We start from the raw sequence: 25,864 nt of genomic DNA, 5'->3' as shown, positions 1-25,864 counted from the left end.
CATGTCCGGCATCAGGCTGGCCAAGCTGCCCGATCGCACCCCGATCAAGCTGACAATCAGCATAAATCCGGAGCTCAGCCGCGCCCTTGCGCGATATGCCCAGTTTTATCAAACCGCATATCGGCAAGAGGTAGCCGTCGCTGAACTCGTGCCTGCTATCGCGCAAGCCTTTCTCGAAAGTGACAAAGCCTTCATCCGCTGGTGCCGGGAAGCGATCGATCGGAATGCGTAGTCATTCCGATCGATCGGCTCGGCCGCTGGCGGATTCGGCGTCAGACCTCATCACTGCGGACGAGTTTGCGCGTATCGCACGGCTGTCGAGAAGACAGATCGATCGCTTGCGAAAGCGCCGGCCGCCAAGCTTCCCTCGGGAATATGAACTTGGCAGCGGGTTGAGCAAGTATCGGAGCTGTCCGCGCTTCAGGCGTTCCGAAGTCGATGCTTGGCTGGACTCCCGAGCCTTGTGGTAGCTGGAGGGTGACGGACATTTGAGTACGTGGCATCTCGATCTCCGGGACGCCTAGCGCCTCCGCCACGCCCGCGCGCTTGGCGATCGCGGCCACCTCCTGCTCCCAAGCCAGGAACCAGGCGCGCTTCTCCTCTTCCAGCGCATACTGATCATAGGTGCGTTCCAGCCCCTTCTTGACGTGATTGAGCATGGCTTCCGCAGTCTCATAGTCCACCTTGAGCCGCTTGGTATTGGAGCGCGCAGTGCGCCGGAAGTCGTGTGGGGTGAATCGCTCGATCGGCTGGCCGGCAAGCGCTGCCATACGCGCGCGAACGCGATCGCGCGCCTTATACCAAACCGAATTGTTGCGCGGTCCATCGGCTCTCGGAGCCGGGAAAATCCACTCGTGATTGCTTTGCATGAGTGTGCGGCCCCAAGGGCCAAGTGCGATGGTATGTGCGAATGAATTTTTTACGCGCGGACTTGGGATCGTCCACACTCCATCGACCACCTCGGCGCTCTTCGCCTTGACGAGCTCCGAAATGCGTGCGGCAGTCAGCAGCCAGAGCAGCATGCCGCGCTGGACCCAGCGTGGTTCATCCACCAAGGCTGTCAGGAACCACTCCAGCTCTAACAGGCTCAGGTTTCGGGACCGTTCCGTCTCGGGGAAGCGCAGATCGCCGAGGCGTCGCGAGGGGTCGACTTCGAGACCCACTTCAAGTCCGCGCAACGACGCTGCCCAGCCGAAGAACACCTTCAATTCGGCTGCGAGGCGATTTGCTCGAATCTTGGCGACCTTGCCCTTGGCTTCGATGAGCTTGATCAGGTCCGTTTCTGTTACCTCATAGATGCTGCGCTTGGCGAGCTTCGGCGCAATGTCGCGATTGTAGATGTCGAGCTTATCCTTGATCGTTCTCGGCTTGTTAGGCCGTTTGGCGCGAGACGACCGACCCTCCCGAACTGCGACCATATAAAGCCCGTGGGCACGGGCCACCGTCATCTCTGCGCGAGCTTTCTCTTCACGCAAGGCAATGCGCGGATCTGTGCCCGCCTCCACCTTTTCATTGAGACCTCGCGCCCATTCGCGCGCGTCGGCAATTGTCCGTGCAGGAAAGAGGCCGCCGAACATCGTGACAATCGTCTTCGTGCCAGCGACTAGCCGCCGAAACCGCCATCGCTTCTTACCGCTCGCCAGCACCTCGATGGCGAGGCCTGGTGTTAGGAGATCTGCCAGCAATCCTTTTTGCAGGGCGTCGATCGACGCGGGGGTAAGCGCAACTTTCCTTCCCATAACCGACTCCGGCCGGCTCCCGGGCAGATAAAATCATGACAAAAATCATGACAAAATAGCCGTCGAATCCAGTCTAGCCGAGGCTAGCCGGGTCGAGCTGACAGCGTGTCGATTTTTATCGTAAGTCACTGCACTGGAACCGAATCTAGAGGACTCGGTTGGCTGGGGCGGCAGGATTCGAACCTGCGAATGACGGTACCAAAAACCGTTGCCTTACCACTTGGCGACGCCCCAGCGGGAAGCGCAGGCCCTTAGAGGGTCGCGCCTCCGAAAGAAAGCCTCAAGCCAGCCGGTCGATCCAGTCGTGCGGGTCGGGTGCGCGGCCGCGCTGGATGTCGGACAGGCGGCGCAGCAGCCGCGCCGTGGTCTGACCGGTGCCGCCGCTGCCGATCGTCACCTCGTAGCCGGGGCCCGAGAACTTGCCGATCGGCGTCACCACCGCGGCGGTGCCGCAGGCGAAGGCCTCGGTCAGCTTGCCCGACGCAGCGTCCTCGCGCCACTGGTCGATCGAATAGAGTTCCTCGCGTACCGTCAGCCCTTCGTCGCGGGCGAGCTGGATGATCGAATCGCGCGTGATGCCGGGCAGGATCGTGCCGGTCAGCGGCGGCGTCGCCAGGCTGCCGTCGGCGAAGACGAAAAAGATGTTCATGCCGCCCAGCTCCTCGACATAGCGGCGCTCGGCCGCGTCGAGGAACACCACCTGGTCGCAGCCGTGGCGGATCGCCTCGGCCTGGGCGGCGAGGCTGCTCGCGTAATTGCCGCCGCACTTGGCGTCGCCGGTGCCGCCGGGCGCGGCGCGGGTATAGTCGTGGCTCACCCACAGCGACACCGCCTTGACCCCACCCTTCCAATAGGCGCCGACCGAGGAGGCGAGCACGCAATAGAGATACTCGGCCGAGGGCTTCACCCCCAGGAACACCTCGCTCGCGATCATGAAGGGGCGCAGATACAGGGCACCTTCGTCGCCTTCGGGAATCCAGTCGCGCTCGATCGCCACAAGCTCGCGGCAGGAGGCGACGAACATCTCCTCGGGCAGCTCCGCCATCGCCATGCGGCGCGCCGAGTTGCGGAAGCGCGCCGCGTTCGCCTGCGGGCGGAACAGCGTGATGCCGCCGTCGGCGGTGCGATAGGCCTTGAGACCCTCGAAGATCTCCTGCGCATAATGGAGCACCGCGGTCGCCGGATCGAAGCTCAGCGGCGCGCGCGCGACGATCTTCGCATCGTGCCAGCCCTTGTCCGCCGACCAGCGCGCCACCGCCATGTGATCGGTGAAGACGCGGCCGAATCCCGGATCGGCGAGGCGCGAGGCGCGCTCGTTGGCGGAGGTCGGCGTGGCGGTGGGTTCGAAGGCGAACAGGGGTTGCGCGGTCATCTCGGCTCCATCGGTTGCCAGCCGAGTAGGAGAGGTGCCAGATGGGGTCAACATGGCCACCGCTTCGCCCCTGTTCCTGACCGAGCCCGAGATCCGCCGCGGGATCGAACTGCTGTTCTTCGGCTATGGCCAGCTGACCCGCGCGATCGACCTGGCGCTGGAGGAGCATGACCTTGGCCGCGCGCACCAGCGGGCACTCTATTTCATCGCGCGGCGGCCGAACCTCAGCGTCGGCGAATTGCTGACGTTGCTCGCGGTCACCAAGCAATCGCTTGCCCGCGTGCTTGCCGATCTCACCAAACGCGGCCTGGTCGAGAGCCGTCCCGGCGATCGTGACCGCCGCCAGCGTCTGCTGCGGCTTACCGTCGAGGGCGCCGCGATCGAGGCGCGATTGTTCCAGGCGCTCAGTACACGCATGGCGGAGGCCTATTCGCGCGCGGGGCAGGAGGCGGTCGGCGGCTTCTGGGGCGTGCTCGAAGGGCTGGTGCCGGCGCGCGACCGGGGGAAGCTGCTGGGGCGGTAGGGCTGACGAGGCTCCTCCCCGTGCCGGGGAGGAGCTTTGGGGAGTTAGGCCAGCTTGAACCCTTCCTTGTTCATCGCCGCGGTCAGCAGCTTGTTCTTTTCCTCGCTGAGCTTGGCCTTGAGCGAGGGGAACAGCTGGTTTTCCTCCTCGGCGATATGCTCCTCGATCTCGCTGCGGAACCTGCGGACCGTCGTCAAGTAATCCGGGCTGTCGTTCGGCATGTTCTCGAGCTCGTAGAGATATTGCTTGATGTAGCCGTGCTCCTTGTTGAGCTCGTCGGCGGCCTCGACCTCGCCGGCTTCGCGCAGCGCGGGGTAGATCACATTCTCCTCCTCCAGCGCGTGCTTGGCGAGCGAATGCTTGAGCTGAGAGAGCAGGATCGCGCGCTTGCTGGTGTTGCGGCTTTCGGTCGCCTCCAGCGCGTCGAACAGCTTGAGCACCGCCTTGTGCTCGGCCGCGAGGGCCTGGTCCCATTCGCCCGCGAGCAGGGTCGGCGCCTGCACCACTGCCTTGCGCGCGAGCATCGCCAGCATGCCGAGCGCCATACCCGCGGCGCCGACGCCGGCGAGCGTGCCGAGATTGGACGAGCTGCCGCCGTTCTTCTGGCTCGAAGTGCTGCGGCTGCGGGACGCACTGGTGGTCGCCATCGGGATTCCTCCGCTGGATTGGGTTCAGCGGCTAGAACCCTCGGCGACGCGGTCGCGTTCCCCCGCGCGGTCACATCCAATGGTATTCCAACAGTAGCGGGGTCTATCCCCGCGCCTCCGCCGCCATCTCGCCGTTGCGGCGCACGGCAGCTGCGATCGTCTCGCGGATCAGCGTCTTCAGCGCATCGTCCTTGTCGAGTACGGCATAGCCCTCGCGGGTCGATCCGCGGGGGGAGGCGACGCGGTCGGCGAGCACCGATGGCGGCACGTCCGCCGCGGCGGCGAGCAAGCCCGATCCCTCGACCGTCGCCACCGCCAGCCGCTGCGCCTGCTCCGGCGCGAAGCCCATCGCCGTGCCGGCATCGGCGAGCGCGTCGATGAAGCGATAGACGAACCCCGGCCCGCTGCCAGCCACCGCGGCAACGACATCGAACAGCCGCTCCTCGACCCATTCGACCAGGCCGAGCGGCGCCATCAGCGTGTCGACCGCCTTACGCTGCTCCGCATCGGCGCTGTTGCTGGCGAGGCCGACCACCCCCTTGCCGATCGCGACCGGCAGGTTGGGCATCGCGCGCACCACCGCGCCGGCGTCGAACTTCCGCGCCAGCGTCGCCTCCTCGACCCCGGCGAGGATCGAGATGAGCAAGGGTACACCGGCGATGCGCTCCCCGTGCGCCGCAGCGATCTCGTCGATCTGGAAGGGCTTCATGCCCAGCATCACCGCATCGGGCAGCGGCCCGTCGGGGAAGGCGCGGCCCTGGCGCACGCCGGCGGGCAGCGCGCGATCCTGGCGGTTGACGACGAACACCTGCGCCGGATCGACCGCGCCCGCGGCGATCCAGCCGTCCAGCATCGCACCCGCCATATTGCCGCATCCGACCAGCCACAGCCGGCGGAGGGCGGTCATGCCTCGCCCTGCGTCTCGATCAGCGCCGCGGCGATCGCCTCGCGCGGGGTCTTGCCGCCCCACAGCACGAACTGGAACACGGGATAGAAGCGTTCGCACTCGTCGATCGCGCTCTCGACGAGCAGCTCGGCCGCGCCCAGCGTCATCGTCGCGCCGTCGTCGCCATCGATCATCGCGGCATGGCGGAACAGCAGGATGCCGCTCGACGACCATAGCTCGAAATGGCCGATCCAGAGCTGCTCGTTGACCAGGCCGATCGCCTCGTAGATCGCCGCGCGGCGCTCGTCGGCCACGCGCACGTCGGGGAAGCACAGGAACTGGAGCACGCCGTCCTCCGCACGCCAGACCGCGCGGAGCTCATATTCGGTCCAGCTGCCCTTGACCTTGGCGACGATCTCGTCCTCGTCGCGCTCGTGGTTCCACCCGTGCGCGGCGTAATAGCGTTCGAGCATCTCGATCGGGGCTTCGCCGTCCGATCCGTCTTCAACTTCGTCGAGCATCACCCCTCCCGCCGAGCATTGCCCGGCCGAGACCCTGCCGTCCGGCGCTGCGGCGCACAAGACGCCGCGCTCCATAAAGCTGTGGAAAAAATGCGTCAGCCCGCCTTTGGTGCCCTGGGTGCCTTTGTAGCCTTGGGCGCGGCCGGCGAGGTGGCGGCTGCGGCTTCGAGCTTGTCGAGCCGCGCGCGCAGCGCATCGGCTTCGTCGCGGGCGGCCGCCGCCATGGCCTTCACCGCCTCGAACTCGTCGCGGCTGACGAAATCGAGCCCGCCGATCCATTCGCGGGCACGCTCGCGCGCGGTGCCTTCCGCCTCGCGCGCCACGCCGGCGAAGGTGCCGGCGGCGCCGTTCACGAACTTCACGAAATCGTCGAAGATGCGGTTTTCGCTTTGCACGGGTCTCAAATCCTTAAATCAGATTACAATTTGGGTGGTGTCGCCGCCCGGCACAAGGGTTTCCGCGCCGGGGTTGAGCCGGTCCACCTCGACGATCAGCGCCAGCGCGAAGGCGAGCCACAGCAGATAAGGGACCATCAGCGCGCCCGCCGCCGCGCGCACGCGCCGGAACAGCCAGGCGGTCGCGGCGGCCAGCACCAGCAGCAGCGCGAGCAGGATCACCGACGCGCCGACCTTGTGCAGGCCGAAGAACAGCGGCGGCCAGACGAGGTTTGCCGCCATCTGTATCGCGAACAGTGCGAGGGCAGGGCCGCGCAGGCGCGATCCGCGCGCGTTGATCACCAGCGCGAGTGCCAGCCCCAGCAGCACGTAGAGCAGGGTCCAGGCGATCGGGAAGACGGCATTGGACGGCATGAACCCCGGCTTGGCTAGGGCGGCGAACCAGCGGTTGTCGTCGCCGCTCGGCGCCAGCCGGCCGGAGGCGAAGCCCAGCAGCAGGATCAGCGGCACCGTCACCATCGCCCAGCGTAGATAGGATGCCCGGAGCTGTCCCTTCGACGCGATCTCGCTCATTGCCTGCCCCTTCGCTCCCCCCGGGGCGCACCTCTTATCGAGGATCAGGACGGGGAACAAACGCGATCGTTGCATGATGCTGGCCAAGAACGATCCACAATTCCGTTCGTGCTGAGCTTGTCGAAGCACCGTCCTTCTTCGGGCGGCGGCAAGAGAAAGGACGGCCCTTCGCCAAGCTCAGGGCGAACGCGATGGGTGATTCCGATCAGCTTGGATTCGCCCTGATCGCGGCGATCAAGAACTCGACGTTGCCTTCGGGCCCGGTAATCGGGCTCGGCGTCACCCCTTCGACCCGCCAGCCCTGCGTCTCGAACCAGGCGGCGACCTCGTCGCAGACGCGGGCGTGCACTGCCGGGTCGCGCACCACGCCGCCCTTGCCGACCTCGTCGCGCCCTGCTTCGAACTGGGGCTTGATCAATGCCATCGCGCGGGCCTCCGGTCCGGTGAAGCCGAGCGGCACCTCCAGCACCTTGGACAGGCCGATGAAGCTCGCGTCGCATACGATCAGGTCGACCAGCTCGGGGATATGCGCCGGGGTCAGCACGCGCGCACTGGTCTGCTCGTGGACGATCACGCGCGGATCCTGGCGCAGCTTCCAGGCGAGCTGGTTGGTGCCCGAATCGACCGCATAGACCCGGGCGGCGCCTCGGGTCAGCAACACGTCAGTGAAGCCTCCGGTCGACGATCCCACGTCGATCGCCACCGCGCCGGTCACGTCCCAGCCGAAATGGTCGAACCCATGCGCAAGCTTGATCCCCCCGCGCGACACCCATGGGTGGTCGCGCCCGCGCACCTCGATCGCGGCGTCCTCCGGCAGCGCCTGGCCCGGCTTCTCGACCTTACGGTCGCCGGCGAAGACGAGGCCCGCCATGATCAGCGCCTGGGCGCGCGTGCGGCTTTCCGCGAATCCGCGATCGACGAGCAGCTGATCGGCGCGATGTTTGACCATGACGCATGCTTTGGACGCTTCGGCGGATCGTCGCAACCGGACCTCCGATGGGCGCAGCGGCTATTGCCTACTTATTCAGTAGGAATATATTCCGGTTCCGGGTGGAGTCGTCGTGCGGCGTCCCCTAGAGCGCCGTCCGGCCTCTCCCCCACCCCGATGGGAGAGACAGGATGGCGCATTTCTCCGAGGCCTCGTCGCCGACGATCCTGACGGTGCCCGGGCTCAACAACAGCGGTCCCAGCCACTGGCAGAGCCTGTGGGAGCGCTCGCGCCATGATACGGTGCGGGTCGATCTCGGCATGTGGGACCGGCCGCATCGCAACAGCTGGGTGACCAAGCTCGACCAGGCGATCCGTACCGCCCGCGCGCCGGTGGTGCTGGTCGCGCATTCGCTCGGCTGTCAGGCGGTGGCGTGGTGGGCAGAGCTTTCGGGTCAGCCCTACGGCTGGCCGGTCGCGGGTGCGCTGCTGGTGGCGCCGGCCGATGTCGATCGTACCGACGCGCCGGAGGAGCTCTCGGGCTTCGCGCCTGCGCCGGCGAACGTGCTGCCGTTTCCGTCGATCCTGGTCGCGAGCCGCGACGATCCGTGGATCGATCTCGGGCGCGCACGAGCGCTCGCTGGACAATGGGGCAGCCATTTCGTCGACATCGGCTGTCAGGGCCACATCAACGCCGCGAGCGGCATCGGCGACTGGGCGGAAGGGCAGGGGCTGCTCGACCGATTGATCGACACCGCGCGCGGCGATGCCCCTAAGACCCCCGCTGCGGCGAAGGCGGCGCTGACGGCCTCGCTGGCGGAGGAACGGCCTGCCTTGTAACCATCGGGTGGTTGGCACCGCGCGACTCGCTTTCAGTTTCCTCGCTGCCAATATGCAGCAAACAAGGTCTGCTGGGATCGCTCGGCGGATGCTCTGAAGCCGACAAAGCGATTGGTGAGCGCCAGATCGGCCGGTTTTTCCAGCGAGCGCTTTTGAACGACGACCATGGTTCTGCCGATCTCTTGCCCCGGATCGCTGTTCAGCACCGCTGTAACCTCACATAGCGATTTTGCGCAGTATACCGTCAGCTTGTGCTGCGGCGTGTCGAGATCGGGAATTGCGGCATAGTGGGCGCGCAGAGCCTCTTCGGCTTCAGGAGCCCAGCGCTCGTCACGGGTTTCAGCTTTAACCAGCGTATGCCAATGCCCCGGGCTGGGGCTTTCCTTGTAAAGCGGCGCGAGCTCGCCGGTATCCTGATCTGCAGGTGCGATAGGAAGCTGGAAGGGTGACGGCTGGTGAGATGTGCCGATCGCAAGAGCCAACCCAGTTGCGCCAAGCAAGATCGTCCCGATGCCTGCCATGAGATAGATGCTCCGTCGATTCCTGCTTTCCGCGCCTGCCGCGGCAGCTTCCGACGGCGTCGATGCTCCGCCTCGGTCTGATCCAGCTACCCCGATTTGCTCGTCCCGATTTTCTTGTGCCTTCAGAAGCCGCGCCAGCTCGCGGCTGCTGCCGACTCCGGTCTTGCGGCGGGCCTCGCGCAGCCGCTCGTTGACCGCGCCGACCGAGCGGCCGGTCAGAGCGGCGATGCTCTTGGCGGTATGGCCCTCGCCGAGCAGGCCGAGCGCCTCGCGCTCGGCTTGATTCAGCCGGCCGAGATCGACTTCGTCAGGCCCGCGCACCCTCGACTACGCCGCCGCTGTTGTGCCTCAGTGCCGCCAACACCGTGTCCACGATATGCTCGGCGTTGAGCCGCGCCTCGTCATATTGGAGCTCGGGCTTGTCCTGGTCCTGGAAGAGGTCGGGCAGGCGCATCGTGCGCAGCTTGAGGCCCGCGTCGATCAGCCCGGCGTCGCTGGCGTAGGTCAGGACATGCGCGCCGAGGCCGCCGATCGCGCCTTCCTCGATCGTCACCGCCACCTCATGCGTGGTGAGCAGACGGCGGATCAGCGCCTCGTCGAGCGGCTTGGCGAAGCGCAGGTCCGCGACCGTGGTCGACAGCCCCCTGGCATCGAGCGCATCGGCGGCCTTGAGCGCCTCGGCCAGCCGCGTGCCGAGCGAGAGGATCGCGACCTTCTTGCCGTCGCGGACGATGCGTCCCTTGCCGATCTCCAGCCGCTCGGGCACCGCAGGCAGCGCCACGCCGACGCCGCTGCCGCGCGGATAGCGCACCGCGATCGGCCCGCTGTCATGGAGCGCTGCGGTGTAGGTCATGTGCACCAGCTCGGCCTCGTCGGCGGCCGCCATCACCACGAAATTGGGCAGCGTCGCCAGATAGGTGACGTCGAAGCTGCCGGCATGGGTCGCCCCGTCGGCGCCGACGAGGCCGGCGCGGTCGATGGCGAAGCGGACCGGCAAGTTCTGGATCGCGACGTCGTGGACCACCTGGTCGTAGGCGCGCTGGAGGAAAGTCGAGTAGATCGCGCAGAACGGGCGCATTCCCTGCGCCGCCAGGCCGGCCGCGAAGGTCACCGCATGCTGTTCGGCGATGCCGACGTCGAACGCGCGGTCGGGATGCGCCGCGGCGAACTTGTCGACGCCGGTGCCCGACGGCATCGCCGCGGTGATCGCCACGATGCGCTCGTCGGTCTCGGCGAGCTTAGCCAGCGTCTCGCCGAACACGTTCTGGTAGCTCGGTGGTCCCGGCGGCGCCTTGGCCTGGGCGCCTGTGATGACGTCGAACTTCTGGACGCCGTGATATTTGTCCGCGGCATTCTCGGCCGGGGCATAGCCCTTGCCCTTCTTGGTGACGACATGGACCAGGATCGGCCCCTGCTCGCTGTCGCGGACGTTCTCCAGCACCGGGATCAGATGGTCGAGGTTATGCCCATCGATCGGCCCGACATAATAGAAGCCCAATTCCTCGAACAAGGTGCCGCCGGTCGCCATGCCGCGGGCGAACTCCTCGGCCTTGGCGGCGGCGTCGTAGGCGCGGCGCGAGATGCGGCGGATCGCCTTCTTGGCGAAGCTCCTGAGGCCCACATAGTTGGACGAGGAGATGAGGCGCGCGAGATAGGCGGACAGCCCGCCCACCGGCGGCGCGATCGACATGTCGTTGTCGTTGAGGATGACGACCAGCCGGTTGCCCGCGGCCTCGGCGTTGTTCATCGCCTCATAGGCCATGCCGGCCGACATCGCACCGTCGCCGATCACCGCGATCGCCTTGCCCGGCGCGCCGGTCAGCCTGTTGGCGGTGGCGAAGCCCAGCGCCGCCGAGATCGACGTCGAGCTGTGCGCCGCCCCGAACGGGTCGTACTCGCTCTCGCTCCGCTTGGTGAAGCCGGAGAGGCCGCCGCCCTGCCGGAGCGTGCGGATGCGGTCGCGCCGCCCCGTCAGGATCTTGTGCGGATAGCATTGGTGCCCGACGTCCCAGATCAGCCGGTCGTCGGGCGTGTCGAACACATAATGGATCGCCACCGTCAGCTCGACCACGCCCAGCCCGGAGCCCAGATGCCCGCCGGTCGTGCCGACCGCGGAGATGGTCTCGGCGCGCAGCTCGTCGGCGAGCTGGCGGAGCTGTTCGGGCTGGAGCTTGCGCAGGTCGGTGGGCGTCACCACCGTGTCGAGCAACGGCGTCTCGGGTTTATCAGCCATTGACGCGATCTACTCCAGCCTGCGAACGCTGTCGAATGGTTAGCGTTTCCATGTCCTTCTCCCACCGTCCTGCCACCACCGCCGACCTGCCCCGCCTCAAGGCGCTGATGGCGCTGGCGATCGACCGGCTCCAGGCCGGTTTCCTGACGCCCGAGCAGGTCGTCGCGAGCCGCGCGGTGATGGGCCTCGATACCCAGCTCGTCGCCGATGGCACCTATTTCCTGGTCGAGTCGGACGACGGCAGGCTCGCCGGCTGCGGCGGCTGGAGCCGGCGCGCGACGCTCTATGGCGGCGATCACAGCACCGAGCTGCGCGAGCCCCGCCTGCTCGATCCCGCGACCGAGGCGGCACGGGTGCGCGCGATGTACACCCATCCGGACTTCGCCCGCCGCGGCGTCGGTCGCCTGATCCTGTCGCTGTGCGAGGACGCCGCCGCCCGCGAGGGCTTCACCCGCGCCGAGCTGATGGCGACGCTCGCCGGCGAGCCGCTGTACCGGGCCTGCGGCTATGTGGAGATCGAGCGGGTTGCCGACAATGTCGACGGCGTGCCGGTTCCGCTGGTGCGGATGGGGAAGGCGCTAAATTGAATCGTCATTCCCGCGAAGGCGGGAATCCATTGTCGCTGAAACTGATGAGCCTCACTGCCGTCAGCCAGAATGGATTCCCGCCTTCGCGGGAATGACGGTGGTGATATATCTCCCCCTCACGCCGCCTCCGGCAACGGCGCCGCCGCGTAGCTGCGGATGAAATCGGCGTGGCTCGGCATTCCTGCCAGGCCATGCGCGATGCCTTGCTTGAGGTCGCCGAGCGCTTTGCGGAGCTCTTCGGGCGGCAGCATCCGCGGAAGGTGGTGGTGGCTCTTGGGCGCGATGCCCTGGCCCATCAGCACCTCGACCCAGCTGTCGATCCGGAACAGGTCGTCCTGGTCCTGATAGGCGAGGGCCCCTTCGCGGAACAGGGCGATGCGTTCGGCCAGCGAGTCGGGGATCGCCATCGCGCCCGAGCGGCGCCAGAAGGCGCTGTCGTCGCGGGCGGTCGCCTTGTAGTGCAGGATGATGAAGTCGCGGACATGCTCCCACTCGCGCCGCGACTGCTCGTTGAACCGCGCAGCCAACGCTTCGCTTCCCTCGCCGAACGGGAAATTCCGGATCAGGCGGAGGAGGGCGATCATGATGAGGTGGATGCTGGTCGATTCGAGCGGCTCGATGAAGCCGCCGGCCAGCCCGAGGGCGACGCAGTTGCGGTTCCACATCCTGCGGCGCGCGCCGGTCTTGAAGCGCAGCAGCCGCGGGTCGAACAGTGGCGCGCCGTCGAGCGCGTCGAGCAGCTGCGCGCGCGCCTCGTCGGGCGACATGAACTCGCTCGAGAAGACGAAGCCGTTGCCGACGCGGTGCTGCAAGGGAATGCGCCAGCGCCAGCCGGCCGTGTGGGCGATCGCGCGGGTATAGGGGACGATCGGACCGGCGGATTCGGTCTGGACCGCGAAGGCGCTGTCCATCGCCAGCCAGTGGCTCCAGTCGTCGAAACCGGTCTCCAGCGTCTGCTCGATCAGCAGCGCGCGGAAGCCAGTGCAGTCGACGAACAGGTCGCCCTCGATGCGCGCGCCGGACGCCAGCACCAGCGCACGGATGTCGCCGGACAGCGGATCCTGCTCGACCTGCTCGATTCGTCCCTCGACACGCTTGACCCCGGCCGGCTCGGCGAGGCCGCGCAGGAAGCGGGCATAGGCGGTGGCGTCGAGATGATAGGCATAGGCGAGCGGCGAATCCGGCCCGGTCGCGAACTTGCCGGCGGTCGCTGCCTGCAGCTCCAGCGAATAGTCGCCGTAGTCGCCGCCGAAGCCGTGGCGGCGCGCTTCGAGCCAGAAATGCTGGAAGTCGGCGACGAACACCGATCGCCCCACCGAGCCGAACGCATGGAAATAGCGGTCGCCGAGTTTCGCCCAGTCCTCGAACCGGATGCCGAGCTTGAAGCTCGCCTGGGTCGCGCGGAGGAACTCGCGCTCGTCGATGCCCAGGAAGTCGTGGAACGAGCGGACGGTGGGGATGGTCGATTCGCCGACGCCGACGGTGCCGATCTCGTCCGATTCGACCAAGGTCACGTCGACCAGCGGGATCAGGTGCTTGGCGAACGCCGCGGCGGCGAGCCAGCCCGCGGTGCCGCCGCCGGCGATCACGACGCGCTTGCGGGGAGTGTCTGCGGTCATCGGTTGAGCCTGTTGATGAGGAGCGCGCGCAGCTGCCGCGCGCTGGTGGGGTCGAGCGGGGCGAGCGGGCCTCTTGCGGCTTCCGGGATGTGTGCAGCGGGGCGCTCGGGATCGCCGAACAGATAATAGTCGAACAGCGTCCGCCATGCCTGCCGCTCGCTGTCCGGACGGTCGCGCAGGCTGAGCAGTCCGTGGAGCAGGGTGGTCATCGGCGTGTCCATGAAGGCGGGCACGGCGTTCCACCAATAGTTGACCAAGATGTTGAAGCGGTCGAGCGCCTCGACATGGTGCCACCACAGCGCCGGGTAGACGAGCACGTCACCCGGTTCGAGCTCGGCAATCTCGGCATTTGCGATTGCGTCGGCGAAGCGGGGATAGCGGTCTAGATCGGGGGCGGCGAAATCGACCATGCTCACTACCTGCCCGCCCGGGGTCGGCGCGAGCGGGCCCGGGTAGAGGTTGGCGACCTGGTCGGGCGGGAACAGCGTGAACCGGCGGTGCCCCGCCACGCAGCAGGCGACGTTGTTCGACATGTCGTAATGCGCCGAGGCGATCGTGCGGTTGCCGATCCAGATGCTCATCAGCGGCGGATGGCGCTCGAACAGCCCGTCGGCGGGACGGAGATCGTTCGCCGCGCGCAGGCCCGGCAGATAGAGGTCGACGTCGGTCGACCCGACATAGAAGGCAGGCGGATCGGGATCGTCGAGATGCGCCTCCAGCCGCGCGAGGATGTGGGGCAGCGGCGCGCGCTCGGCGGCGAAGTTCATCGCGGTGGCGTCCGCCGTATAGTGGAAGCGCCCGCGGATCGCCGGATCGCCGACATAGAGGGTGATCGGCCTGCCTGCGTCGAAACGCGAGAGATAGGCGATCGCCTCCTTCGGCGACGCCAGCCCGGCCTGCACGAGCGGCCAGTGTGCGACCGCGCCCTTGAAGATCGTCGGGCGCTGCGCCTCGGCGAGCGCTTCGAGCGGGACGTCGCCAGCGGCGACGCCGGTCACCACCTCGGTGCGGCGCTCGATCGTGAGCGGGCGGGTCTCAGCGTTCACGGTCGCGCCGGTTCTTCATCTCGATCAGGCGGGTGATGTTCCTGAGCGACGAGGCCGCCCAGATCGCCGGGCGCAGGAAATCGGAGCCGTGCAGCGCCGCCAGCTGCTCGCCGTCGAGTGCGGAGAGATGTGCGGGGGCGATCGTGTAGCAGTCGGGCAGCTTGTACCCGCGCGCATCGTCGAGGCGGACGTCGAGCGTCACGGGTTCGAGCAGGTCGTGCTTCTCGAAGGCGGCGAACATCGCCTCGCTCACCTTGCTGCCGACATAGATCGCCTGCAGCACGCGGGCGATGTGGTCGAGATAGGGGGCGTTGCCGCCGTGATCGAGGAAGACCGGCTCGCCCTCGCTGCGGCTGATGCGGGGATGCGAGGGGTCGACATGGATCATCGGCTCGCCCGCCTCGCCAGGGCCCGGCACGCCGATCGAGAAGGGGCCGCGCTGCATCAGCGCGGGGATGTAGCGCGCGGTCCACCCGCTCTCGTCGAGATAGAGGTTCTCGCCCTCGTCGAGCCCGAGCAACACGACCGAGCGATAAACGCCCTCCGCGTTGCGGCGGAACAGGATCGCATAGTCGCGCTGCAGTTCCTCGAACTCGGTCGGGAACACCGTCACCTGATTGACGCAGTCCCCGAAGGCTGCGCCATGACCCTGCACGATCCGCAGATCGTGATGGTCGACATTGTTGAGCAGCACGGGCGACGACATGGCGGTCATGCTTATCATGCCGGGCGACGGCCGGCAGCGGAAAAGGCGAGGGAGGTGACCACCCCCCTCGCTTCCCCCTTTAGAAGCGGTACCGGGCGCCGATCAGGTAGCGCGCCGAACCTTCGGACTCGAACCAGGTGTTGATCTTGTCGCGGCCGTAGGTGCGGACCCCCTCCTCGAGCAGGTTGATGCCCTCGAAGGTGACCGCGAGCTGCGGCGTGACGTCGTAGCTGATGTTGAGGTCGAGCTGGCCATAGGGTGCAGTGAACACCGGGTTGTGATAGGTGTCGCGGTTGGTAGCGCTCAGGAACTTGTCGCGCCAATTGTAGGCGAGTCGGCCCGAGATGCCATATTTGTCGTAGATCAGCGTGACGTTGGCGGTGTCCGACAGCCCGACCAGCGCGAACTGGTCGACGTTCGGATCGGCCGCGACGTCGATGCCGACGTTGCCGCGGACCAGCGTATAGCTGGCGGCGATGCCGACGCCGGTGTTGCCGAAGAAATGCTGCCCCGCGATCTCGACGCCCCAGATTTCCGCGTCCCGGTTGTTGATCGGCCTGTTGACCGCGAAGTTGAGCAGCGGGTCGTTGGCATCGGCGGTGATGTCGATCGAGGCAAGCGTCGAGTCGACGAAGCCCTGGTCGAGCGCGCGCGTCGCGCTGTTGTAATGCGACTGGAACTCGGCCTGTGCCGCAGCCGCATTGCCGCCGTTCTTGACGACCAGCGCGGTGGCGGTGAACAGGTTCACGTCGCTGATGTCGGCGCCGAGGTTGGTCAGGATGTTCCTGGCCGTGCCCGAGCGGGTGCCGGCCTGACCCGAGGATGGATCACGCAGGCCGAACAGGTTCTGGTTGACCACCGTGTTGCCGATGAAATTGTGCACACGCTTGTCGAAGAAGCCGACCGAGATGAAGCTGTCGCGCTTGTAATACCATTCCAGCGACACGTCGAAATTGTCCGAGGTCAGCGGATCGAGATCGGTATTGTTCTGGAACCCCGGCGGCACGCCGCCGATCGCCGTCGGTCGCGGCGGCGTGCCGACGCTGGTCGACGCAAACAGGTTGTTGTACGGCGCCCGCGCGATCGTCTTGCTGTAAGAGAGGCGGCCGATCAGGTTGCGCGCGATCTCCACCTGAAAGTCCATCGACGGCAGCAGGTTGTTGTAGCGGCCCTTGTCGCTGATCGCCTCGCGGTCGGCCGAATTGAAGACGGTGAAGTCGTTGTCGGCTTGCCAGACCACCGCCAGCGGTACCGGCTGGAGCGAGGTTGCACGCACCTTGGTGCTCTCGAACCGCACGCCGGCCACCAGGCTGGCGTTGCGGCCGGCGAGCTCGCCCTTCCAGGTCACCTGGCCATAGACCGCCCAGATATTCTCCCTGACCCGGTTGTCGATGTCGTCGGTGATCCGGCTGCGATGGTTGACGCCGTCGACCGACACGCCGGTCGCAGGATCGTACGGCAGGTTGGTGTAATAGTCGTAGAGCGTGTTGTAGAGCTTGGTCGCGTCCTGCGTCCGGAAGGCGACCATCGTGTTCGCGTCCGCGTCCGGGTCATTGTGGTGGAAATTGCAGACGTTGCAGAACTGGAACACCTGACCCGGCGCGAGGCGTTCGATGTCGGGCGGCAGAGCGTTGCCCCAGTCGCCCAGCGTCTGGGTCGTATTGTACTGCGTCTGACGCGTCTTGGTGGTGCGGTAGTTGGCGCCGAAGTCGAACTTGCTGCCGCCGCCCAGATCCCAGCTGCCGTCGAGGCGCAATTCCTTGATGCGCTGCGTCTGGGTGGAGGCGAACTCGCGTTGCACCGCGCTTGACAGGTCGCCGACGTCGATCACGCCGTTGGCGTTGCCCTTGGTGAACGGCACGCCGGTGGGCGTGGTGCTCTGCGTCGCGTCATTGAACGTGATCTTCTGACGGGGGAAGCCGTCGGTGCCCCAGTCGAGCGACTGCGACGTCACCACCGGCGCGTTGAACGCGACCGCGGTCGACGTCTTGCCGTTGGGATTGTCGGGCAGGCTCTCGGCCTTGCCGATATGGCCGTCGAGCGAGAATGACAGGCGGTCCGACACTTCCCACCGCGCGTTCGCACCGATGTCCCACAAGCGGTTCTTCTGTGCGCGATAGGCCTGCTCGAACGCCGCGTCCTTCACGCCGTTGATGGTTTCGTGCAGGTAGCGCGTGGTCGCGATGCCGTCATCGGCATCGTCGAACGTCACCTCGTCGAACGGGCGGTTGAACCAGTTCGATTGGGTCGAGCGGCGCTCTGATTCGCGCTCCTGCGCGTACAGGCCGTCGACGGTCAGATGCAGAGCGTCGGTGGGATTGAACTGGAGCACCGCCTGGCCGTTGATGCGCTCGCGGCTCGCTTCCGAATAATGATAGCGGCTGTCGTTGGGCACCGCGACCAGCGTGCCGGGATCCGCCGGCGCATTGTTGATCTTCGTCGATGCGTTGACGAAGCCGTTGCCCGGGTTGAGGAAATCCGCGAGGGTTCGGATGTTCCAGGCGTCGTTCGCCTGGCTCGGGACGCTGTAGTTGCGCTTCTGATAGCTGCCGAACACCGACACGCCGAAACGCTGGTCCTTGTCGCTCCAGCTGAGCAGTCCCGAGACTTCGGGCGTTATCTTCGATCCGCAATCGATGCAGTCGTCGGCGCTGGTGTCGTAGCTCGCCTTGGCGCCGATGCTGCCGTTGAAGCCGGAATCCTGGGCGTCGAGCGGGCGGCGGCTGACGATGTTGATCGCTGCGCCGATGCCGCCGGACGGAATCGCGGCGCGGCCGGTCTTGTAGACCTCGAGCGTCTTGACCCCTTCCGAGGCAAGATTGGAGAAGTCGAACGAGCGGCTGTTCCCCGCCGGGTTATCGCCGTTCTGATCGCCGCCGACCGAGACGACGCGCGACGTAGCGAGCTGGCGGCCGTTCAGCGTGACCAGATTATACTGCGAGCCGAAGCCGCGGACGGTGACGGTCGAGCCCTCGCCGTTGACGCGGTCGATCGACACGCCGGTGATGCGCTGGAGCGATTCGGCGAGGTTGGTGTCGGGGAACTTGCCGATATCCTCGGCAGAGATGGCGTCGACCACGCCGAACGAGTTGCGCTTGATCTCGATCGAACGCTCGAGCGAGGCGCGCACGCCGGTGACGACGATGTCCTCGGTCTGGCTCGGGTCGTCGGCTTGCGCCGTCTGGGGTGCGTCCGCTTGCGCGGCCTGGGCTGCTGCGACGCCCGGAACGGCCGCGAGGCCGGCAGCGATAGCGATGACGGAAGCCGAGCGCGCGAGCGCCATCGGCAAGGCGATCCCCTTCATTATCCTCCCTCCACTCAGGCCGGCGCCTCATGACGTCGGCTATTCTTTGTCAGCGGCGTATTCCCGCTTGCTTGTTACGTATCACCTTCGACATCGATGTCAACAATTTCCAGACAACGATGTCAGGCGTAATTTTATTCTCCAAAATCTCGGATCGGCGCCCGATTCGCTGCCCGGCAGTTGTCCCGAGACAAAGAGACGGCGGCCGCCGTAGCGGCCGCCGTCAAGCCCGACTGGACCTAGCCGGGTGGGGAGCAATCGAGCCCGATGCCGATCGCGAATCGCGGAAGGCGGCTTTCACCGTCATCCGGCGCGGGCGAGCAGCTGGCGAAATCCTGAAGCGCATCCTCATGCCCCTTTCATGAAGCTTGACGTAATGGTCGCGAAAGCCGACATCGATGTCAACACCTGTCGGCGCATCGACGCGGCGGAACAGAGGGAGAGGCTATGAAGGGTGGGAATTGGACGAGGGTCGTGTCGGGCTGCGTTGCCGTGCTGGCGGCGAGCGGCGGAATTGCACAGGTCGCACCCCCGACGCCCTCGACTCCGGCCAACACCGCGCATCCGTCGGAATGGCCCGGACAGACCTCTCCCGTCCCGCGCGATCCGGCGATCGAGGCGAAGATCGATCGGCTGCTCGCGGCGATGTCGCTCGAGCAGAAGGTGGGGCAGGTGGTGCAGGGCGACATCGCCAGCATCACGCCCGAGGACGTGCGCCGCTATCATCTGGGCTCGGTGTTCAACGGCGGTAATTCCGATCCGCACGGGCAGTACAACGCCCCGGCGAAGGACTGGCTGGCGCTGGCCGACGCCTTCTGGGATGCCTCGACCACCGACGATCCCAAGCTGCCCCGCATCCCCGCGATCTGGGGCATCGACGCGGTGCACGGCCATTCGAACATCGTCGGCGCGACGCTGTTCCCGCACAACATCGGACTCGGCGCGATGCGCGATCCCGATCTGATGCGGAAGATCGGCGAGGTGACGGCGGTCGAGATGCGCGTCACCGGCATCGACTGGACCTTCGCGCCGACGATCGCCGTCGTCCGCGACGACCGCTGGGGCCGCACCTATGAAGGCTTCGGCGAGGTGCCCGAGATCGCCGCGAGCTATGCAGGCCCCTTGGTCGAGGGGCTGCAGGGGAAGGTCGGCGGCAAGGATTGGCTGAGGGGCCCGCACGTCATCGCGACCGCCAAGCACTTCCTCGGCGACGGCGGCACCCATAACGGCCGCGATCAGGGCGATGCGCAGGTGGGCGAAACCCAGCTGCGCGACCTGTTCGCACCGCCCTACGAAGCTGCGCTCAAAGCGGGCGTGCAGTCGGTCATGGTCAGCTTCTCCAGCTGGAACGGCCGCAAGATGACCGGCAACGACAGCCTGCTGACCGGCGTCGTCAAGCAGCGCTGGGGCTTCGACGGCTTCCTGGTCGGCGACTGGAACGCGCACGGCCAGGTCGAGGGCTGCACCAACACCGATTGCCCGCAGGCGATCAACGCCGGGCTCGACATCTACATGGCGCCGGACAGCTGGAAGGGCATCTGGGAATCGACGCTGCGCGAGGTCAAATCGGGCGCGATCCCGATGAGCCGGCTCGACGATGCGGTCCGCCGCGTGCTGCGCGTCAAGTTCCGCGCCGGCATCTTCGACGCGGTGAAGCCGTCGGCGCGACCCTATGCCGGCCGCTATGAGCTGCTCGGCTCGCCCGAGCATCGCGCGGTGGCGCGGCAGGCGGTGCGCGAATCGCTGGTGCTGCTCAAGAACGCGGGCTCGCTGCTGCCGCTCAAGCCCGGCGCGCGCATCCTGGTGGCCGGCGACGGCGCCGACAACGTCGCCAAGCAGGCCGGCGGCTGGACGCTGTCGTGGCAGGGGACCGGCACCACGCCGGCGGATTTCCCGAATGCGACCTCGATCTGGCAAGGCATCCGCGAGACGGTGCAGACGGCCGGCGGCACCGCGACGCTCAGCCCCGACGGCAGCTTCGCGGCCAAACCCGATGCGGCGATCGTGGTGTTCGGCGAGAATCCTTACGCCGAGTTCCAGGGCGACCGCTCCGACGTCGCCTTCGACGATCCGGCCGACACGCTGGCGACCATGAAGCGCCTCAAGGCCGCCGGCGTGCCGGTGGTGGCGGTGTTCCTCTCGGGGCGGCCGCTATGGACCAATCCGTGGCTCAACGCCGCCGACGCCTTCGTCGCCGCATGGCTGCCCGGTTCGGAGGGCGGCGGCGTCGCCGACGTGCTGTTCGGCAAGGCCGAGTTCCGCGGGAAGCTGCCGTTCAGCTGGCCGAAGCGTTCCGACCAGACGCCGCTCAACGTCGGCGATGGCGGCTATGACCCGCTGTTCCCCTACGGTTTCGGCCTCACCACCAAGGACCGCGGCGAGCTGCCGGCGCTGCCGGAGGTGCGGGCGAGCGGCGGCGGCGATGCCCACACGCTGTTCACCGCCGGCAAGGCGACCAACGGCCGCCGCCTGCTGCTCGGCACCGGCGACGCGCTCGCGACCAATCCCGGCCCCGAGCTGATCGCGCAGCGCCCAGCCGACCGCGTGGCGCAGGAGGACTCGGTCCGCATCACCTGGACCGGGCGCGGCGCGGCCACGGCGGCGCTGGTCGGCGATCCGGTCGACCTCACCCGCGAGGCCAACGGCGACGTCGCGCTGATCGTCACCTTGCGCGTGGCGAACGGACCGGCATCCGCGGTCACGCTCGGCGGCCGCGACGTCACCACGCGGCTGCGTGCATTGGCGCAGAGCCATGAGTGGGGTGACGTCGCTGTTCCGCTGCGCTGCTTCACCGGCACCGATCTCGCCCGCGTCACCCGCCCGTTCGTGATGAGCACCGCGGGGGCGCTCGACGTGACCGTCTCGCAGGTGCGGCTCGGCTCGCCGACCGCCGGCCTGGTGGATTGCCGCTGACATGGGGGCCGTTGCGTGGGAAGGCGGAGGCGATAGGATCGCCGGCGTGAAGTCGTCCGACCTTTCCGCCGCCGAGCGGCAACGCGCCTCGCGCATGTTCCGCCTGTCGATCGGCAATTATTTCATGGGCGGCTTCCTCGTCTGCCTGATCAGCCTGCTGGTCCCGCGCCTCAAGCTGCTGATGGGGCTCGACTATACCCAGGCGTCGCTGGTCCAGCTCGCCTTCCACTCGAGCTACCTGCTGTTCGCGCTGCCGATCACCGCGATTCTGGTCAGGATCGGCTATATGCGCGGCATGGCGGTGGGGCTGGGGGTGATGGCCGCCGGCTGCATCGGCTTCGCGGCGGCGGCGGGGTTCGCCAGCTATGTCGCGGTGCTGCTGGCGCTGCTGGCGCTGGCGGGCGGGATCACCTTCCTCCAGATCGCCGGCAACATCGCCGTCGCGGTGGTCGAGCCGGAGGAGCGCGCGGTCTCGCGGATCACGCTGCTGCAGGGGTTCAACTCGATCGGCACGGTGCTGGCGCCGCTGCTCGGCGCTTCGTTCCTGCTCACCGAGCGCAGCGCCGAGGGCGACGACACCGCCTGGCTGATCCTGGCCCTGCCGTTCCTGGCCAGCGCGCTGGTGCTGGCGGGGCTGGCGCTGGCCTTTGAGCGGGCCCGCAACCTGCTCGCCGACCTGCCGGCGCCCGAGCGTGTCCCGCTCGCGAAGCTGCGGGAGGTGTTCGGCGACCGCAAGCTGCTCGCCGGGACGGGCGCGATGTTCGCCTATGTCGGCGCCGAGGTCACGATCGGGACATTGCTCACCAACTATCTGGTCCTGCCCGAGATCCTGGGAGCCACGCCGGTGGCGGCGGCGCATCTGGTCAGCCTCTATTGGGCGGGAGCGATGATCGGCCGCTTCGTCGGCGCCGCGATCCTGATGCGCTGGCCGGCGCCCCGGGTGCTGGCCTGGTTCGCCGCGGCCGCGACCGGACTGGTCGCGCTGGCGATGATCGCGACCGGCGTAGTCGGCGCGACCGCGCTGATCGCGGTGGGGCTGTGCAACTCGATCATGTTCCCGACGCTGTTCACGCTGTCGCTGCCGGCGGACGAGACCAAGGCGCCCTATGCCTCGATGGCGCTGTGCATGGCGGTGGTGGGCGGCGCCGTCATCCCGGTGCTGACCGGCGCGCTCGCCGACATGAACGGGCTGGTCGCGTCCTTCTCCCTGTCTGCGCTGTGCTATGTCGCGATCGCCGCCTTTGCGATCGCCTGCGGCGGCGTCTGGGCGCGCGAGCGGGTGGCCGCGGTATGACCGTCATCACCATCAAGGATGTCGCCGCCCGTGCGGGCGTATCGGCCAAGACCGTGTCGCGCGTCATCAACGGCGAGCCGCACGTCCGCGCCGAGGTGCGCGAGGCGGTGATGAAGGTGGTCAAGGAGCTCGACTATCGTCCCAACGCCTTCGCACGGGGCCTGTCGAGCTCGCGCTCCTTCCTGCTCGGGCTGTTCATCGAGGAAGTGGCGTCGGGCTATGCCGCGGACATCCAGCGCGGTGCGGTCGAGCGGTGCCGCGCGCTCGGCTATCATCTCGTCATCGAGACGGTCGAGCTCGGGCAGCGGGAGTGGCTGAAGGAACTGCCGGCGATCCTGAACACGCTGCGGCTGCAAGGGGCGATCCTGGCGCCGCCGCTATGCGACTGGCCCGATCTGCTCGACATGCTCGCGGCCCATGAGGTGCCGGTCGTGCGGATTGCTCCGCGCGATACGCCCGAACGGACGCCGTTGGTGCGGATGAACGACCGCGCCGCCGCACGCGATCTCGCGAACGAGCTGATCAAGCTCGGTCATCGCGACATCGCCTTCATCAGGGGCAATCCGACCCACAGCGCCGCGACCGAGCGCTGGCTGGGCTTCTCGGATGCTGTCCAGGCCGCAGGCCTGACGGTGCGGCCGGAGTGGGTCGTCGACGGCGACTTCACCTTCCGCTCCGGGGTCGAGGCTGCCGAGAAGATTCTGGAAACCACGACTCTGCCGACCGCGATCTTCTCGTCGAACGACGAAATGGCGCTTGGCGTGCTCGTATCGGCGATGCGGCACCGTATCGAGGTGCCGCAGGCGCTGTCAGTGGTCGGCTTCGACGACACCCTGATCGCGCGCATGGCCTGGCCGCAGCTCACCACCATCCGTCAGCCCAATCCGGAGATGGCCGCGGCGGCGGTCGACCTGCTGGTCGGGCCGCCGAACGGGCGGCGGAGCGCCGAGACCGCCAGCGTCGAGCTGCCCTATTCGCTCGTCCGCCGCGATAGCCTGGCGCCGCCTGCCCGATAGCCGGACCTTACCTGGCCGCGACCAGATCGACGCGGCGGACGTTCGGGACGAGCAGGTGGATGATCAGCATCGCCAGCAGATAGACGCTGCCCGCGACCGCGAAGATCAGCGTATAGCTGCCGGTGAGCTCCAGCACCTTGCCGGTGTAGAGCGACATCAGCGCCCCGCCGATCGCCCCCGCGGTGCCGCCGATGCCGACCACCGATCCCACCGCCCGGCGCGGGAACATGTCCGACGGCAGCGTGTAGATGTTGGCCGAGAACGCCTGGTGCGCCGCGGTGGCGAGGCCGATGATCGCGACCGACAGCCACAGATTGCCGACGTACTGCGCGAAGAACACCGGCGTCACCAGCAGCGCGCAGCCGAGCATCGTCAGCTTGCGCGCGCGGTTGGCGCTGAACCCCGCGCGCATCATCCGCGACGAGCACCAGCCGCCTACGACGCTGCCGAAATCGGAGATCAGGTAGATCGCGATCAGCGGCGGCCCGAAGCTGACGAGATCGAGCTGGTAGCGTTTGGAGAGGAAGTCGGGCAGCCAGAACAGGTAGAGCCACCAGATCGGATCGGTCAGGAACTTGCCGATCGCGAACGCCCAGGTCTCGCGATAGCCGAGCAGGCGGCCCCAGGCGATCGGCTCGCCCACGTCGGCGGGATCGCTGTCGATATAGGCGAGCTCGGCCGGGGAGACCCGCGGATGCTCGCGCGGACGGCGGTAGATCCAGATCCAGGCCACCAGCCAGATCAGGCTGAACGCGCCGGTGATGACGAACGCCGCGCGCCAGCCGAGCGCCAGCGTGACGACGATATAGGGAACGACGATCGGCGTCAGGATCGCGCCGACGTTCGCTCCGGCGTTGAAGATGCCGGTCGCGAACGCCCGCTCGCGCGCCGGGAACCATTCGCTGACCGCCTTGATGCCCGCGGGGAAGTTGCCCGATTCGCCGACGCCGAGCAGGGCGCGCACCAGCGAGAATTCGAGCGCCGTGCGCGCCGCGCCGTGCAGCATGTGGGCGGCCGTCCAGATGACGAAGGCGATGGCATAGCCGAAGCGCGCGCCCACCACGTCCATGACCTTGCCGAACGCCAGATAGCCGACGGCATAGGCGAGCTGGAACCAGACGACGATGCCGGCATAGCTCGTTTCCGACCAGCCGAGCTCGGCCGAGATGGTCGGCTTGAGCACGCCGATCATCTGCCGGTCGACATAGTTGATCGCCGTCGCCGCGAACAACAGTCCGCAGATCACCCAGCGATAGCGGCCGACCCGCGACGCCGCCTCGATCACCTCTGCCGGCTGGTCAGTCATCCGTCTCTCCCATGCCCGTCGTTATGCGGGCTTGATCGTGCATTCGACCGTCAGTGTCGAGTTGAAGCGTGCGACGACGCGATCGCCGACCTCGACGGGATGGACGCCGGTGACGGCGCCCGACGAAATCCACTGGCCGGGCCTGAGCGCGATGCCGCGCTCCGCCAGCGCCTCGAACAGGAAGCGCGCGGCGCCGATCGGGCCGTCGAGCATGTTCGCGGTGGTGTCGCGGCCGATCGGCTCGCCGTTGATGAGCAGCTCGACCAGCCAGTCGTCGAAGGGGACCGCGCCGCCGCCCGCGATCTCGGGGCCGATCACCAGCCCGTTGTTGTTGCCGAAATCGGAGACGGTCACTGGCGCGCCGAGCGCGTTGATGCCGGGGAAGGGCGAGCTCGCGATCTCGATGCCCGCGTGCACGGCGTCGATCGCCGCCGCCGCTTCCGCCATCGTGTAGCGGCGCTTGGCCGGATCGAAGTCCGCGCCGATCCGCAGCAGGAACTCGGCCTCCGCGGCGGCGAATCCGTCGGCGAACACCGGCATCGCGATCGGCTTGGCGGTCGCTTCGAATACCGCGTCGGCGAAGATCGGGCCGGCCAGTCGATCGATTCCGCCGAGCGGCGGATTGACGCGCCCGACCTTCCAGCCCGCGACCGGTTCCTCGACGAGCGCCAGCGCAGCATCCTGGATCGCATAGCCGGTGGCGAGGTCGGTGGGGACGGTGCCCGGATAGTCCGGAAGGCCCCGGGCCGCGCGACGCGCCTCGACGAACGAGCGTGCGATCCTGCCCGCATCTGCGGCCGCCTCGACTGAACTCACTAAACAGCCTCCCCTTCCGGCGCGTGCTCTCGCGCTGTGCCAGCGGCTTATTGGAAACCGGTGTCAATGACAAGCGGAGG

Annotated in this window: 23 protein-coding genes and 1 tRNA gene; 7 read left to right on the top strand and 17 right to left on the bottom strand. The window is 67.4% G+C overall.

Features of this window, described 5'->3' with window-relative positions; all coding sequences use genetic code 11:
* The first annotated feature begins 1 nt into the window (after position 1).
* The gene (locus tag LZK98_RS17040; protein ID WP_233783713.1) at positions 2 to 232 is read left to right on the top strand and encodes a DUF2274 domain-containing protein; all 231 of its coding nucleotides are present in this window, start codon (positions 2 to 4) and stop codon (positions 230 to 232) included.
* Between the two features lie 40 nt (positions 233 to 272).
* Here LZK98_RS17040 and LZK98_RS17035 read toward each other — a convergent pair whose 3' ends face one another.
* From LZK98_RS17035 to LZK98_RS17025, 3 genes are all read right to left on the bottom strand, one after another.
* Positions 273 to 1,739 (bottom strand): tyrosine-type recombinase/integrase, encoded by a 1,467-nt coding sequence (locus LZK98_RS17035; protein WP_233783712.1) that lies wholly within the window; start codon positions 1,737 to 1,739, stop codon positions 273 to 275.
* 159 nt (positions 1,740 to 1,898) lie between these two features.
* Positions 1,899 to 1,973, bottom strand: a tRNA-Gln gene (locus LZK98_RS17030).
* Positions 1,974 to 2,019: 46 nt separating this feature from the next.
* Positions 2,020 to 3,111, bottom strand: coding sequence for a branched-chain amino acid aminotransferase (locus LZK98_RS17025; RefSeq protein ID WP_233783711.1), 1,092 nt, complete (start codon positions 3,109 to 3,111; stop codon positions 2,020 to 2,022).
* Positions 3,112 to 3,163: 52 nt separating this feature from the next.
* Here LZK98_RS17025 and LZK98_RS17020 point away from each other — a divergent pair, with 52 nt between their 5' ends.
* Positions 3,164 to 3,634 (top strand): MarR family winged helix-turn-helix transcriptional regulator, encoded by a 471-nt coding sequence (locus LZK98_RS17020; RefSeq protein WP_233783710.1) that lies wholly within the window; start codon positions 3,164 to 3,166, stop codon positions 3,632 to 3,634.
* A 44-nt stretch (positions 3,635 to 3,678) separates the two neighbouring features.
* On the opposite strand, the gene LZK98_RS17015 is transcribed toward LZK98_RS17020, so the two are convergent.
* The 6 genes from LZK98_RS17015 to LZK98_RS16990 all read right to left on the bottom strand — a co-directional run bounded on the left by LZK98_RS17015 (position 3,679) and on the right by LZK98_RS16990 (position 7,605).
* Entirely contained in the window at positions 3,679 to 4,281 is a 603-nt protein-coding gene (locus LZK98_RS17015) for a hemerythrin domain-containing protein (protein WP_233783709.1), read from the bottom strand.
* 103 nt (positions 4,282 to 4,384) lie between these two features.
* Positions 4,385 to 5,188 (bottom strand): pyrroline-5-carboxylate reductase, encoded by an 804-nt coding sequence (proC, locus tag LZK98_RS17010; RefSeq protein WP_233783708.1) that lies wholly within the window; start codon positions 5,186 to 5,188, stop codon positions 4,385 to 4,387.
* Positions 5,185 to 5,688 (bottom strand): type III secretion system chaperone family protein, encoded by a 504-nt coding sequence (locus LZK98_RS17005; RefSeq protein ID WP_233783707.1) that lies wholly within the window; start codon positions 5,686 to 5,688, stop codon positions 5,185 to 5,187. The genes proC and LZK98_RS17005 overlap by 4 nt, the downstream gene beginning before the upstream one ends.
* A 95-nt stretch (positions 5,689 to 5,783) precedes the next feature.
* Positions 5,784 to 6,083 (bottom strand): accessory factor UbiK family protein, encoded by a 300-nt coding sequence (locus tag LZK98_RS17000; RefSeq protein ID WP_233783706.1) that lies wholly within the window; start codon positions 6,081 to 6,083, stop codon positions 5,784 to 5,786.
* A gap of 18 nt (positions 6,084 to 6,101) precedes the next feature.
* Complete coding sequence (locus LZK98_RS16995) at positions 6,102 to 6,656, bottom strand: TspO/MBR family protein (protein ID WP_233783705.1); 555 nt, start codon at positions 6,654 to 6,656, stop codon at positions 6,102 to 6,104.
* Between the two features lie 205 nt (positions 6,657 to 6,861).
* Positions 6,862 to 7,605, bottom strand: coding sequence for a TlyA family RNA methyltransferase (locus tag LZK98_RS16990; protein WP_233783704.1), 744 nt, complete (start codon positions 7,603 to 7,605; stop codon positions 6,862 to 6,864).
* A 170-nt stretch (positions 7,606 to 7,775) separates the two neighbouring features.
* Here LZK98_RS16990 and LZK98_RS16985 point away from each other — a divergent pair, with 170 nt between their 5' ends.
* Entirely contained in the window at positions 7,776 to 8,423 is a 648-nt protein-coding gene (locus LZK98_RS16985; RefSeq protein WP_233783703.1) for an RBBP9/YdeN family alpha/beta hydrolase, read from the top strand.
* A 32-nt stretch (positions 8,424 to 8,455) separates the two neighbouring features.
* Here LZK98_RS16985 and LZK98_RS16980 read toward each other — a convergent pair whose 3' ends face one another.
* Both LZK98_RS16980 and dxs read right to left on the bottom strand, forming a co-directional pair.
* Positions 8,456 to 9,265, bottom strand: a complete 810-nt coding sequence (locus LZK98_RS16980) for a helix-turn-helix domain-containing protein (RefSeq protein ID WP_233783702.1) — start codon at positions 9,263 to 9,265, stop codon at positions 8,456 to 8,458.
* On the bottom strand, positions 9,252 to 11,177 hold the full coding sequence (dxs, locus tag LZK98_RS16975; RefSeq protein WP_233783701.1) for a 1-deoxy-D-xylulose-5-phosphate synthase: 1,926 nt from the start codon (positions 11,175 to 11,177) through the stop codon (positions 9,252 to 9,254). The genes LZK98_RS16980 and dxs overlap by 14 nt, the downstream gene beginning before the upstream one ends.
* A 50-nt stretch (positions 11,178 to 11,227) precedes the next feature.
* Between dxs and LZK98_RS16970 the strand changes: the two genes are divergently transcribed.
* Complete coding sequence (locus LZK98_RS16970) at positions 11,228 to 11,764, top strand: GNAT family N-acetyltransferase (RefSeq protein ID WP_233783700.1); 537 nt, start codon at positions 11,228 to 11,230, stop codon at positions 11,762 to 11,764.
* 116 nt (positions 11,765 to 11,880) lie between these two features.
* Here the strand turns inward: LZK98_RS16970 and LZK98_RS16965 are convergent, their stop codons facing one another.
* From LZK98_RS16965 to LZK98_RS16950, 4 genes are all read right to left on the bottom strand, one after another.
* Complete coding sequence (locus LZK98_RS16965) at positions 11,881 to 13,383, bottom strand: tryptophan halogenase family protein (RefSeq protein ID WP_233783699.1); 1,503 nt, start codon at positions 13,381 to 13,383, stop codon at positions 11,881 to 11,883.
* Positions 13,380 to 14,429, bottom strand: coding sequence for a cupin-like domain-containing protein (locus LZK98_RS16960; RefSeq protein WP_233783698.1), 1,050 nt, complete (start codon positions 14,427 to 14,429; stop codon positions 13,380 to 13,382). The genes LZK98_RS16965 and LZK98_RS16960 overlap by 4 nt, the downstream gene beginning before the upstream one ends.
* Complete coding sequence (locus tag LZK98_RS16955) at positions 14,419 to 15,144, bottom strand: SapC family protein (protein WP_233783697.1); 726 nt, start codon at positions 15,142 to 15,144, stop codon at positions 14,419 to 14,421. The genes LZK98_RS16960 and LZK98_RS16955 overlap by 11 nt, the downstream gene beginning before the upstream one ends.
* 70 nt (positions 15,145 to 15,214) lie before the next feature.
* Positions 15,215 to 18,439, bottom strand: coding sequence for a TonB-dependent receptor (locus LZK98_RS16950; protein ID WP_233783696.1), 3,225 nt, complete (start codon positions 18,437 to 18,439; stop codon positions 15,215 to 15,217).
* A gap of 447 nt (positions 18,440 to 18,886) precedes the next feature.
* Between LZK98_RS16950 and LZK98_RS16945 the strand changes: the two genes are divergently transcribed.
* Genes LZK98_RS16945 through LZK98_RS16935 form a run of 3 tightly spaced genes read left to right on the top strand, consistent with a single transcriptional unit; the run spans position 18,887 to position 23,662 of the window.
* Positions 18,887 to 21,352, top strand: a complete 2,466-nt coding sequence (locus LZK98_RS16945; RefSeq protein WP_233783695.1) for a glycoside hydrolase family 3 protein — start codon at positions 18,887 to 18,889, stop codon at positions 21,350 to 21,352.
* A 46-nt stretch (positions 21,353 to 21,398) separates the two neighbouring features.
* Positions 21,399 to 22,646, top strand: a complete 1,248-nt coding sequence (locus tag LZK98_RS16940) for an MFS transporter (protein WP_233783694.1) — start codon at positions 21,399 to 21,401, stop codon at positions 22,644 to 22,646.
* Entirely contained in the window at positions 22,643 to 23,662 is a 1,020-nt protein-coding gene (locus LZK98_RS16935) for a LacI family DNA-binding transcriptional regulator (protein WP_233783693.1), read from the top strand. Before LZK98_RS16940 ends, LZK98_RS16935 begins: the two co-directional genes overlap by 4 nt.
* A gap of 7 nt (positions 23,663 to 23,669) precedes the next feature.
* On the opposite strand, the gene LZK98_RS16930 is transcribed toward LZK98_RS16935, so the two are convergent.
* Together LZK98_RS16930 and LZK98_RS16925 are read right to left on the bottom strand one after the other, a co-directional pair.
* On the bottom strand, positions 23,670 to 24,968 hold the full coding sequence (locus tag LZK98_RS16930; protein ID WP_233783692.1) for an MFS transporter: 1,299 nt from the start codon (positions 24,966 to 24,968) through the stop codon (positions 23,670 to 23,672).
* Between the two features lie 21 nt (positions 24,969 to 24,989).
* Entirely contained in the window at positions 24,990 to 25,784 is a 795-nt protein-coding gene (locus LZK98_RS16925; RefSeq protein ID WP_233783691.1) for a 2-keto-4-pentenoate hydratase, read from the bottom strand.
* Between the last annotated feature and the right edge of the window lie 80 nt (positions 25,785 to 25,864).

Source organism: Sphingomonas cannabina (assembly GCF_021391395.1).
GTDB classification, from domain to species: Bacteria; Pseudomonadota; Alphaproteobacteria; order Sphingomonadales; family Sphingomonadaceae; genus Sphingomonas; species Sphingomonas cannabina.
This window is presented reverse-complemented; position numbering and strand designations above follow the sequence as displayed.

What these genes read in the sequence shown, in the direction of transcription:
- LZK98_RS16935 (WP_233783693.1), top strand. Translation starts at nt 22,643, where the DNA reads ATGACCGTCATCACCATCAAGGATGTCGCCGCCCGTGCGGGCGTATCG.
- LZK98_RS17035 (WP_233783712.1), bottom strand. Translation starts at nt 1,739, where the DNA reads ATGGGAAGGAAAGTTGCGCTTACCCCCGCGTCGATCGACGCCCTGCAA.
- LZK98_RS16990 (WP_233783704.1), bottom strand. Translation starts at nt 7,605, where the DNA reads ATGGTCAAACATCGCGCCGATCAGCTGCTCGTCGATCGCGGATTCGCG.
- proC (WP_233783708.1), bottom strand. Translation starts at nt 5,188, where the DNA reads ATGACCGCCCTCCGCCGGCTGTGGCTGGTCGGATGCGGCAATATGGCG.
- LZK98_RS16930 (WP_233783692.1), bottom strand. Translation starts at nt 24,968, where the DNA reads ATGACTGACCAGCCGGCAGAGGTGATCGAGGCGGCGTCGCGGGTCGGC.
- LZK98_RS16965 (WP_233783699.1), bottom strand. Translation starts at nt 13,383, where the DNA reads ATGACCGCAGACACTCCCCGCAAGCGCGTCGTGATCGCCGGCGGCGGC.
- LZK98_RS16950 (WP_233783696.1), bottom strand. Translation starts at nt 18,439, where the DNA reads ATGAAGGGGATCGCCTTGCCGATGGCGCTCGCGCGCTCGGCTTCCGTC.
- LZK98_RS16970 (WP_233783700.1), top strand. Translation starts at nt 11,228, where the DNA reads ATGTCCTTCTCCCACCGTCCTGCCACCACCGCCGACCTGCCCCGCCTC.
- LZK98_RS17005 (WP_233783707.1), bottom strand. Translation starts at nt 5,688, where the DNA reads ATGCTCGACGAAGTTGAAGACGGATCGGACGGCGAAGCCCCGATCGAG.
- LZK98_RS16995 (WP_233783705.1), bottom strand. Translation starts at nt 6,656, where the DNA reads ATGAGCGAGATCGCGTCGAAGGGACAGCTCCGGGCATCCTATCTACGC.
- LZK98_RS16945 (WP_233783695.1), top strand. Translation starts at nt 18,887, where the DNA reads ATGAAGGGTGGGAATTGGACGAGGGTCGTGTCGGGCTGCGTTGCCGTG.
- dxs (WP_233783701.1), bottom strand. Translation starts at nt 11,177, where the DNA reads ATGGCTGATAAACCCGAGACGCCGTTGCTCGACACGGTGGTGACGCCC.
- LZK98_RS17025 (WP_233783711.1), bottom strand. Translation starts at nt 3,111, where the DNA reads ATGACCGCGCAACCCCTGTTCGCCTTCGAACCCACCGCCACGCCGACC.
- LZK98_RS17040 (WP_233783713.1), top strand. Translation starts at nt 2, where the DNA reads ATGTCCGGCATCAGGCTGGCCAAGCTGCCCGATCGCACCCCGATCAAG.
- LZK98_RS16985 (WP_233783703.1), top strand. Translation starts at nt 7,776, where the DNA reads ATGGCGCATTTCTCCGAGGCCTCGTCGCCGACGATCCTGACGGTGCCC.
- LZK98_RS16955 (WP_233783697.1), bottom strand. Translation starts at nt 15,144, where the DNA reads ATGACCGCCATGTCGTCGCCCGTGCTGCTCAACAATGTCGACCATCAC.
- LZK98_RS17015 (WP_233783709.1), bottom strand. Translation starts at nt 4,281, where the DNA reads ATGGCGACCACCAGTGCGTCCCGCAGCCGCAGCACTTCGAGCCAGAAG.
- LZK98_RS17020 (WP_233783710.1), top strand. Translation starts at nt 3,164, where the DNA reads ATGGCCACCGCTTCGCCCCTGTTCCTGACCGAGCCCGAGATCCGCCGC.